We start from the raw sequence: 11188 nt of genomic DNA, 5'->3' as shown, positions 1-11188 counted from the left end.
CATGCAGTCGCGGTATGGGTCGCTTCAGGCCGGCGTGGTGGCGCGGCCACTGCAGGCGCCCTGGAAAAGTAACCTTGTTACCGATAGCGCATGCGACGGCGATCGTTGCCGATCGCCGAATTCAGTTCGCGCCGATTTTCGATATATGCACTGCAACAGCATGCATCACACGTACCAGGCCTGCACCTGCACCGCCGCGTTGCCGCGCGGCAACGCGACCCGATCTGCATGCGGGCCTTGCAGCGAAGCCGGTCGCCCATCGACCAGCACGCGTTGCAGTCGCGTGCCGGCTGGCGCTCGCAGCGTCAGCCAGATGCGCTCGGGAGTACGCTCGGGCAGTTGCACCTGGGCATCGATGCAGCGTGCCGCGGTATCGGTGCGCAAGCGCAGCGTCACCGCGCCCCAGCGGGTCGGCGCCGCCGTGATTCCCACCGCCTCGCCACTGCCCAGCCATGCGCGCGGCACTGCGCGCGCCAGAAACAACTGCTCGCCCGCGCTGTCGTCGCTGACCAGCATCCAGCGCAGCAGCAGCGGGATGGTCATCTGCGCCGGCATGCAGAACAGCGGCATGCCGCCGGTGATGCCGCTCACCTCGCCAGCCGTCCAGCTGCCACGCGTATGCACCTGATAACGGTGCGCGTAGACGAACAACAGATACTCTTCGATGCGATCCAGGCGCAGCAGTTGCTGCGCATAGCCGTAGGAAATGAAGCCCAGCAGATCGCGGCTACCCGGCTCGGGCGGTGCGATGTTGGCCACCACGCCGATGCTGGTGCCGCCGTGGCCGCGCAGGCAATCGATCACCAGATGGGCGAGGTCGTCGGGGAGCACATCGGCCTGCAGCAACTCGGCATAGGCGCGATGCGGCCACTGCTGCTCGCTGGGTTTTTCCTGCAGCAACGATTGTCGAAAGGTCAGCGTGGTGCCCGGCAACGGGCCGACGTACGGCGGCGACAACTCGCGGCGCACATTGGCACGCAGGCTGGCCTGCAGGCGGCTGCGCAACTGCTTGGCGCGGCGTTGCCATTGCGCGGCCTGTGCCGCATCGCCACCCAGCGTGCCCCAGACCTGGGCGATGTCCTCCCACCCGCGAATGGTCAGCGCGCTATTGGCGTAGTACGGCTTCCACCACAGCGAAGGATCCGGAAACAGGCACGCATCCGATTCGTTCCAGCCATGCAGCAGGCCGTGCCCGGACGCGCTACGCGGCAATGCCAATGCCTGGTCGTGCAAGTCGCACAAGACCTGCGCGGTGGCTGCGATCTTGGGTAGCAATCGACGCAGGCGCACCGCATCGCCGGTGTAGCGCAGATAGCGCGCCAGCAGCGACAGGGTCAGCCCGAACTGCCCCACCTCCGGCCCGCGCATGTTCGGCAGGCCATCGTCCTGTACGAACGCATCGAAGTAGTTGTCGAGCACCGCCGCGGCCTGCGCGAAGCGGCCCCATTCCAGATTGGCGTAGAACGAACTGGTGAAGGTGTCCTGGAAGCCGTCGTACTCGTTGCCGTAATAGTCGCGCTCCACCGCACCGTACTTCGGGTAGTCGCCACCGGGGCGCACCACTAGTTCGCGCGCGAAGGCGAATTGCGCCATGGCGTTCCAGCTGGCATCGGGCAGTTGCGCCTGCACCGTGCCCTCCAATGCCTGCTGCCAGTACGCGGCGAAGTCGATCAGCGCCGCATAGAACTGCTCGGCGGTGGCCGGCGTTCGCAGGCTGCCGAAGGCGGGATAGCTGTGCGTGTAGTGCACGGCCACGATCTGCCCGCCGCGGACCTGCATCGTGCGATGCCAGGTCTGCACCACAAAGCGGTCGCTGGTACGCACATCGGCAAATACCAGCACGTCGTACCAGGCGTCGGCATCACCCTCGCGGCGCATCACCTTGCGTACCGCCGGCATCCAGCCACCGAGCATGCCTTCTTCGCGCCGTTTGATCAGCGCCTCCTCGCCAAGCTCGGTGAAGGCATGCTCCGGGCGCGCCGTACGGCTGCGGCCATTGGGCAAGATCGGCATGGTGTCCAGCGCTTCGCGCGTGCCGACGAACGTGGTCCACGGCCAGCGCCCACCGTTGTCCTTGGGGTCCAGCAACGACGCCGGCGGTGGCGCGACATCGCGCACCTGTGCTTCGTCGGGGTCGCCGTCACGCAGCAGGCGATCGGCGAGCAGGTCGGCGTCTGCCATCGCCACCTGCGCCAGCGGCATGCCGAAGTACGGCTTGGCGTCGGCCGGATAGGCCGGCTCGGTGCGCTTGTCCAGCCGCAACATGCCGGCCTCGGTCCACAGCGTGAGCTGGCCCTGCGGGTCGTCGAGATGCTCGTAGACAGTCCACTGCTGCTGCAGGTGCTCAAAACTGCACAGCGTGCTGCCCACATGCGCAGCTGAAGGCAAGGCCTCCAGGCGCGGTCGCAATGCTGCAGGCGGCGCGGCCGCGCTGGCCGACGCCGCATGACCCGCCAGCGCCGCGCCGGCCCCCACCGCCGCGGTCGCTGCCATGCCTTGCCGCAGAAAGGTTCTCCGGTCCATCGTCGCGCCCTTGAATGGTCTTGAGGCATCCTGCGCGCATGCGCCCGCGACGTCTTGTGGCAACGCTCCGACGCGGGTGCGGAAATCTGCATACCGACCAAGCCGCTGGCGGGTGCCGGGAGTGCCTGCTACGACCCCGCGGCATGCAGGCACCAATGGCGCCAGCCGCATGGTCTGAGCACACCATCGACGACGCTTGTTGGCTCTACGTCGACTAGGCATTACAGGCAGTTCTTATGCCGCACAGCGGCCGAGCTCGCACCGCGTCGCACCGCGATCGATCATGCATGCCGGCGATGGATGGACCGCATCGATCACCGCAAGTAGCCTGTGTTGCGCTGGCGTTCTTTCATGCGCGATGTGCAAGCGCCATCTGCAGTCGACGCACGGCCTGGAGCACTTCCTCACCTCTTACCGGACCTGAGCACCGAGGTTTTGCACAGGGCGCTTGAAGCGCGCCGCAGTCGATGCCCCAGCACCGAGCAAGCACGACGTAGTACGCGCCCACGCCCCCCCTGCCATTTGGCTGCATGACTTTCCGGCCGGGTTCGATGCCTGCGGTATCGGCCACACTCGTTGCGCGTCTACTGCCGCAGGGTGGGCTTGCGGCGGCGTGGATGCGATTACCCACAAGGACTGTCATGCAGCCCCGAGCACCTCGCAATTCGAATGGCGTCGACGCGGCAGCGTCGCGTTCCGCTGCAGCGTCCGTCTCGACCACCCTGCTGCACTCCCGCCGGCTGTGCATCGCGTTGCTGACGCTCATCGCACCAGGCATCGCGCACGCGCAGGTGGACCTGTCGCAACTGGATGCCCAGATGGCCGCACCACGCACCCAGGTGCTGGTGCTCGGCAGCGTGCACCTGTCGCAATTACCCAAGGGCAGCGACATCAGTGCAGCACGGCTGCAACCATTGCTGGACCGGTTGGCGGCCTACAAGCCGACCATCATCACCATCGAAAACCTGTCCGGGGAAACCTGCGACCTGATGCGGCGGCATCCTGCGGTGTATCTGCCCGAGGACAGTGCGAGCTATTGCCCGGACACCAGCGAGGCAGCGCATGCGACCGGGCTGGATGTTCCGGCCGCCATCGGCAAGGTGCGTGCAACGCTCAAGACCTGGCCGAGCGCGCCCACGGCAGCGCAACGTCGTCAGCTCGCCGGGCTGTTCCTGGCCTCGGGCGATCCGTCGTCTGCCTTGGTGCAGTGGTTGCAGCTTGCGCAGACCGAGCAACGCCCTGGCGATGGCCTGGATGCCGCGCTGGTGGCACGCCTGCGCACGCTAGAGCATCGTCCCAACGAAAGTCAGCAGATCGCCGCACGCCTGGCGGCGCGTGTTGGCCTGCAGCGCGTCTACCCGGCCGACGATCACACCGGCGACAACGTGGACCTGGGTGACCCTGTCGCATATGGCAAGGCGATCCAGGCAGCTTGGAAGAACGCCGCGCCGCGTGCGCAGGCCATGCGCCAGCGCGAAGACCAACTCGCCAGCGAAGGCAAGTTGCTGGAGCTCTATCGCGCAATCAACCTGCCGGCCAGTCAGCAGTTGGCGATTGCGGTGGATTTTCGCGCCGCGCTGAGCGAGAACTCACCGCAACACTACGGCTATCGCTACGTCTCCGGCTGGGAGATCCGCAACCTGCGCATGGTGTCTAACGTGCGTGCCAGCTTTGCCGACCAACCCGGTGCACGTGTGCTGGCGGTGGTGGGCGCTACGCACAAGCCCTGGTTCGACAACTGGCTGGGACAGCTGCAGGGCGTGGAGATCGTCGATGCGGCGCAGGTGTTAGGCAGTGACGGGCAGTGAGTACAACGACTTCAGCATGACGCTCTAGATCAAAAGCCTAGTCAGTCGAGGGCGCGGTGCCCTCACCGTACCTGAGAGTCAATCGGTTGCTTTCTTGCAAGTAGAGTTAGAGCAGCTAACAAAACCTAGCGAGCGCCTGTCAGTGAGTGCAGTGGTTTTGTCGGCCGTATCTTGGTGGATGCCGTCAGAAGTCCAGATCAAACACTGAGTGGGTCGAATGCGCGGTGCCCTCACCGCTCGCGGGACACGCCGCAAGTACGTCCATGTAGGCTCGGTGGCGGCATCCATGCCGCCACACGGTCCCGCAAGCGGCGAGCACACCGGAGCAGAGACTCCGCTGGTTGCTTTGTTTAAACCCATGCATGCCGACCATCTCGACTGGTCCTTGCCCGCCCAGCGTCGCGGGACCTTACGCGGCATGGATGCCGCGTAAGAGCTTACAAGGACGTCCTTGCAGCGTGTCCCGCGATGGTGGGCGGGCAAGGGCCCTGCAGCAAACCCACAGATCAGCCTCTCTGCAACTGATCTACATGCACTGTCGAATCACGTCAACAATCGAAAGGACATGCGTTGGTGGCCGAGCTGGAACCAGGCGACGTCGAGTCATTCATCGACACTGGCGGCGAAGCAGCCAGCGATTTACCGACTCAACGACCTGCAGAGCCTGAGCTTCGAGCCAGCTACCACTAGGTACGGCATCAGGCTGAAGGCCCTGCACTCGATGCAATAGATCGACAACGGCCGTCGTCCACTCCGAGCTCTCAGCTCACTACGTCCAACAAGCTACCCAGCATCTCGTCGGAGCGCCGTAGCGCAGTGGCGTTGGCCTGGAAATCGTTGCGTGCCGATAGCCCTTCGACCAGATCGGTGGCCGGTGCCGATGGATCGGATACCGCATCGACCACGCTGGCCGACACACCGCCGTTGGCCTGGGTACTGGCGGCCACGGACTGACGCGGGCTGCTGTCCACCGGCTGGCGAGCTACATTGCTGGCGGCCACCTGCTGACGCAGCGCGGCGACCTGCATTCCGGAACTGGCGATGGGACTGATGCTCATGGTGGCTCCGCTGCAGAAACTGAGAAATAACCGATGACGTTTGTTTACCGACCAATCAGCACAATCGCTGCTGGCAATTGCGCCGTGCTGCTGTCGCTCTTACGCCAACCAAGGCGCGTGGCAAGCGTTCCTCACGTGAGGAGAATCGACGGACAGGAATTGCAATCTACGTGCCCCACGTACTGATTCAAGCCACGCCCGCTTTTACGGCCGCGTAGTCGCTTCAAGTACGCTCAATACGTCCCCACCCGCACATGCAACACCACAGGCACCTCACCCGCCGCAGTCACACGGCCGAAGTTGAGCCCGTAGTCGGTCTGGTCGCCGTTGAGCTGCTTTTCCACCTGCCAGCGCCCGTCGACGTACCGCCCCTGCTCCACCCGCAACAGTTGTCCATGACGGGTATCGGCCGCCTCGCGGAAAAATTCAATGCGCGCGGCCATGCCGGTGACCAGAAATTCCTCCGGCCCCAGCTGCGCCACCAACAGCCGCCCGCCGTGGTCGTCGTTGCCCGGCAGGATGGCCGGCGCATCGCCCCACATCGGCGCGCCGAACGACACCTTGGCCTGCCAATCGCCAAAGCGCAGGGTGCGTAGCGGCATGCCCGGCTGCTCGGCAATGCCTTGCAAGCGGCCGTCGAAGGCGGCCTGCGCCAGCACGCGCTGCAGCGGCGCCAACAACTTAAAATTGGCCGCATGCGCAGCGATCGCGGCGCGGTTGGCGGCGCTGTCCTGATTGCCATCCATACCGAACACCGAAAACCCAACCCCGCCCTGCCCCAGCACATGGAACAGATACGGCGCGGTGGCCGCTTCGAAGCCGGTCTCCGAGACCCAGGCCGGGTTGTCCGGCCGCGCGTACTGGCCGATGACCTTGGTGTACTCGTTGTAGTCGCTGGTGTAGATATCGGTGCCGATGAAGTCGATCGACGGCGTGGCCGCGCGCCATAGCGCGAACATGTTCACCGTCGCACCGCCGGACGGATAATCCAGCCCGGGATAACGCTTACCCTTGTAGCGCAGCCAGGTGTTGACGTAGAGCGGCAGCGGATACGCACGCTTGCCGGCGGCGGCCACCTGTTCGATATACGCCGCCGTTGCGTGCGCATTGAAGGCTTCCGCCGCCTCGGCACCGAACAGCTGCTGCCAACTGCCCTGCGGCTTGCCCAGCGCCTGCGCGATCGCCGCGGGCACCGGCTGCGCAAACGCCGCCTCGCCGGCCGGGCCGTGGTCGCGCACCGTGCCGATCGCGCCGGGCTCGTTTTCCACCTGTACCAGGATCACCGTGTGGCGGTCGCCATCGACCTTGCGCAGGTGCTGCATCAATGCGGTGAACGCACGCGCATCGGCCTGCACATTGGCGGCCACATGCGGCGACAGCACATCCACCGGCTCGCCATTGGCATCGCGCATGCGCGGGTAGGTGGCGTCGTCGCGCTTGATCCACTCCGGCACGTAATGCATCTGGCCGTTCTTCCAGCTGCCGAACCACAGCAACGCCACGCGCAGGCCGCGCTTGTGCGCGCCGGCAATCAACGCATCCACGTTGGTGGTATCAAAGCGCCCGGGCGCCGGCTCGAACTGCTCCCAGTACACCGGCGCTTCCACGGTGTTGGCATGCAGCGCGACCACCTCGTCCAATGCCTGCGGCAACACCGCCGGCCATGCGCTGGAATTGTGCAACTGCGCGGCCAGCATCGTATATGGCGCACCATCGACAAACACCGCATGGTGGCCGTTCTGGCTGACGAAGCGTGGCATGTCTTCCGCGCACGCTGCCGGTGTCATCGCGATTGTTAGCAACGACGACATACACAGGAAGACAACCGCGCGGCAACGCGGGCGCATGGCGGACAAACGGGCAAACAGCATCAGCGAGCCTCCGGGGCGGATGAATTCCAATGCGGCGTGGGCTGCCCGAGCAGGTGGCGCACGAAGAAGTCGTACTGGCGGCGTTGCACGTAATCGATCGGCCCGCTGGAGCGGCCCACCGAATGTTCGCCGCCCGGCACGTTGAGCAGGTCGAAGTCCTTGCCCGCCTTGATCAAGGCATCGACCACCTGCGCGGTGGACGCCGGGTCCACATTGCTGTCCTGTTCGCCGACGATCAGCAGCAGGTCGCCCTGCAGCTTGCCCGCATTGACCACGCCCGACGCAGCGGCATAGCTGGCATCCACCGGCCAACCCATCCACTGCTCGTTCCAGCTGATCTTGTCCATGCGGTTGTCGTAGCACCCCGCAAACGCCACGCCCACCTTGTAGAAGTCCGGGTGACGTTCCAGCGCGCCCAGGGTGCTCTGCCCGCCAGCCGAAGCACCGTAAATGCCGACCCGACTGATGTCGTAAGAGGCATCCTTGGCGGCCAGTGCACGATGCCAGGCGATGCGATCGGCAAAGCCGGAATCGCCGAGATTTTTCCACGCAATGTCGTGAAAGGCCTTGGAGCGATTGGCGGTGCCCATGCCGTCGATCATCACCACGATAAAACCCAGGTCCGCCTGCGCCTGCATGCCGATCTGCTTGTCGCCGCCGGCGTGATAGCCGAACGGCCAGAACGTCTTGGGCACGAAGGAGTCGTGCGGGCCGGCGTAGATGTTCTCGATCACCGGATAGCGTTTGCGCGGGTCGTAATCGCGCGGCCGCACCACCATGCCCCAGATGTCGGTGCGGCCGTCGCGGCCCTTGGCGACGAAGGTCTCCGGTGCATGCCAGCCTGCGGCCAGCAACTTGTCGATGTTGCCCTGCTCCACTTGCTGCAGCAGCCGGCCATCGATGGCGTGCAGCTCCATCACCGGTGGCAGATCCGGGCGCGAGTAGGTATCCACGTAATGCCGGCCGTCTTGCGCAATCGCCACATCGTGATCGGCATCGGTCGTGGTCAATCGGGTGAGATGCCGCCCATCGAAGTCCACGCTGTAGAGCTGCCGGTAGTACGGGTCCTTGCCCGCATCCATGCCGCTGGCGGTGAACCAGATGCGCCGCTGCGCATCGTCCACGCGCAGCACATCGCGCACGATCCACTGCCCGTGCGTGATCTGCCGCTTGCGCTTGCCGGTGCGACCATCGAACAGATAGAGATGCCGCCAGCCATCGCGCTCGGAGATCCACAGCACTTCATCGCCGCGCCCATCCACGTCGTGCCGAAAGCTGCGGTCGGCATACACGAAGCTGCGTGCGTCTTCGCCGACCGCCACATGCGCGGTGCCACTATGCGCATCCACCGCAATCACCCGCATGCGTTGAAAGCCGCGTTGCACATACTCGAACGCCACGCTGCGACCGTCGCTGCGCCATTGCAGGGGCGACAGCGCGTACGGGTTGGCGAACAACGCGGTCTGCACGTCCCGGTGCGTGCCATCCACCGCGAACAAGACCGGGCGCTCCACATCCACCGCATCGCCCGGCTTGGGATACAACTGCGTGTGTACCACCGGCTCACCGCCGCCGGCAGGCGCCGCCTCCACGCGCGTCACCCGACGGGCACGCCCCGGGCGTACGCGATACACCGCCAAGCGCTGCGAATCCGGCGACCAGGCGATGCTCTCCGGGTCGAAGTAATCGTCTGCACGGCCGTCGTTGCTGAGCCGGGTGAGTTGACCATCGGCAACCCGGCGCAGGAGCAGGTTCCAGCCATCGGCCAGCACCTCCCAGCGACCGTCGGGCGAGCGACGCGGCGTAGTGTCGGCCGGCACTTGCGGATCGCGCACTACGCCGAAGCCGCGTGGACGCAGTGTCGCGCCCGCGTCGTCGCGTGCGCAGCGGTAGGTGGTCAGCGTGCAGCGCCAGGCATCGTCGTCGAGCTGGAAACGGATCGCGCCATCGCCGCGCTCGCCTTCCTGCGCATACGAAAAACGCTCGAACGGCAACCGTAACGCGGTGTAGGTCTGCCCGGTGGACTCACTCAGCGCCTGCGCGATGCGGGCCTGATCGAAGGCGGCCCGTTTCTGCTGCGTGGCCACCGTTTCGCTGACGAAAGCGAACCCACCAGGCACCGTCTTGCGGTAAAAGAATCTGCCGTTGTCCTGCCATTGCGCCGGCCAGGCGACGTTCTCGGTCAGCGTTATCCAGTGTTCGCGCAGACCGAGCGAACGTTGGTAGTCGGCCACGCTCGGCGCTGCCTGCGCAGAGGCGGAGAGCAGCACGATGCACGCCGCCAGACCGCGTACCCCGTGCATGACCCACGCACGGCGACACGGCTCATTCACCATCGTCCTCCTCCAGCGCCAGTTCGTCGCTGCGCAAGCCACTGCGTGCGCCCCAGTGATAGATGAACAACGCGATCACCGCCACACTCAAGGTGTCGAACGGATGCGCGATCCAGCCATGGCCACCGAACGTCCCGGCCCACGACACCGCCATCACCAGCACGAAGAACACGATCAGCCACAACGAGGCACGCACCTGCCGCAGCAGCCGCGCCCTGCCCTCGCGCGAGGGCAGTCGGTACAGCACGTACAGCGCGAACGCCAGCACCTGCAAACCGAGCAACCACGACAAGGTCGGCCAGGTGGACCAGTACACGATCAACGCCGCCACCATGAACGACAGCGGCCCCAGCACCGCCAGCCCACGCACGCGAAACGGTCGCGGCAGGTCCGGCGCACTCCGACGCAACGCCGCCACCGTCACCGGCGCCACTGCATAGCTCAGCACCAGTGCGGCGGACACCACGCCGATCAAGGTCTCCCACGACGGGAACGGCAGCGTCCAGAAGATCGACAAGCCCAGGCTCAACCACAATGCAGGACGCGGAATGCCCGACGCTGGATCCACCCGCGTCAACACCGGCAGAAATCCGCCGCTACGCGCCCAGCCGTACACCACGCGCGGGGTGGCATTCATGTAGATGTTGCCGGTGCCGCTGGGCGAAACCATCGCGTCGCAGATCACCAGCGCGGCCAACCACGCCATCCCCAACGCCAACGCGATGTCGTGGTACGGCAACGCAAACACCTTGTCGATGCCGCTCCAGCCCTGCGCCAGGTGCGCAGCCGGAATGCTGCCCAGAAAGGCCAGTTGCAGCAGCACGTAGATCACCGTGGACAACGCCACCGACAGGATCAAGGCGATCGGAATATTACGCTGCGGGTCGCGCACCTCGCTGGCCACCGACACGATCGGCGTCAGTCCCAGATACGCAAAGATGATGCCGCCGGCCGAGATCGCCGCCTCCACCCCGGCCATGCCTGCCGGTGCAAACCCGTGCACGCTCAGATTGCCCGGATTGAAGTGTTTCATCAGCAGCACGATCACCAGGATCGGCACCAGGAACTTGAAGATGCTGACGATGTTGTTGGCCAGCGCAAAGGTCTTGACGCTGAAATAGTTGAGCAGGAAGAACAGCACCAGCAAGGCCAGTTGCACCAGCCAGCCCCACACGCTGGGATGCGTGCCGTTGGCCTGGTTGAGCACCGGAAACCACGCCGCCGCATATTGCCGTGCGGCCTCCACTTCGATGGCGATCAGGCTGGAAAACGCGATCAGGGTGATGAAGCCGGTCAGCGAGCCGAGCAAGGCGCCATGCGAATACTCGGGGTAACGCACCACCCCGCCGGCACGTGGCAGCGCTGCGCCGAGCTCGCAATACACCAGGCCAAGCAGCAACACCGCGATGCCGCCGAGAATCCACGACACAATGCCGGCCGGCCCGGCGATCGAGGACACATGGCTGGCCGAGAACAACCACCCCGAGCCGAAGATCGACCCCAGCCCGATAAAGGTCAGGTCGGTCAGGCTCAGTCGCTTGTGGAACTTGCCTTGCGTGGTCGCAGTGTGTGTGGTCATTGGTCACCCCCAAGCA

At 65.3% G+C, this 11188-nt stretch carries 6 protein-coding genes; 1 reads left to right on the top strand and 5 read right to left on the bottom strand.

Translation table 11 applies throughout. The features are described from left to right. Nucleotides 1-165: 165 nt before the first annotated feature. Nucleotides 166-2523 (bottom strand): Tat pathway signal protein, encoded by a 2358-nt coding sequence (locus GGR61_RS12425; protein ID WP_184621664.1) that lies wholly within the window; start codon nucleotides 2521-2523, stop codon nucleotides 166-168. A gap of 641 nt (nucleotides 2524-3164) precedes the next feature. Between GGR61_RS12425 and GGR61_RS12420 the strand changes: the two genes are divergently transcribed. Further along, nucleotides 3165-4331: a DUF5694 domain-containing protein gene (locus GGR61_RS12420; protein WP_221237378.1), complete on the top strand. Its 1167-nt coding sequence runs from the start codon at nucleotides 3165-3167 to the stop codon at nucleotides 4329-4331. Between the two features lie 761 nt (nucleotides 4332-5092). Here the strand turns inward: GGR61_RS12420 and GGR61_RS12415 are convergent. The 4 genes from GGR61_RS12415 to GGR61_RS12400 form a co-directional block, all read right to left on the bottom strand. Continuing rightward, on the bottom strand, nucleotides 5093-5389 hold the full coding sequence (locus tag GGR61_RS12415) for a hypothetical protein (protein ID WP_184621663.1): 297 nt from the start codon (nucleotides 5387-5389) through the stop codon (nucleotides 5093-5095). A 233-nt stretch (nucleotides 5390-5622) separates the two neighbouring features. After that, on the bottom strand, nucleotides 5623-7200 hold the full coding sequence (locus GGR61_RS12410) for a DUF5597 domain-containing protein (protein WP_260287732.1): 1578 nt from the start codon (nucleotides 7198-7200) through the stop codon (nucleotides 5623-5625). A 59-nt stretch (nucleotides 7201-7259) separates the two neighbouring features. Then, on the bottom strand, nucleotides 7260-9596 hold the full coding sequence (locus GGR61_RS12405; protein ID WP_184621662.1) for a S9 family peptidase: 2337 nt from the start codon (nucleotides 9594-9596) through the stop codon (nucleotides 7260-7262). Next, nucleotides 9586-11172, bottom strand: coding sequence for an APC family permease (locus tag GGR61_RS12400; protein WP_184621661.1), 1587 nt, complete (start codon nucleotides 11170-11172; stop codon nucleotides 9586-9588). Before GGR61_RS12400 ends, GGR61_RS12405 begins: the two co-directional genes overlap by 11 nt. Nucleotides 11173-11188: the final 16 nt, after the last annotated feature.

It is taken from the genome of Xanthomonas sp. 3058, from assembly GCF_014199765.1.
GTDB classification, from domain to species: domain Bacteria; phylum Pseudomonadota; class Gammaproteobacteria; order Xanthomonadales; family Xanthomonadaceae; genus Xanthomonas; species Xanthomonas campestris_B.
Note: the sequence above shows the minus strand (reverse complement) of the source record. Positions and strands in the feature narration are given on the sequence as shown.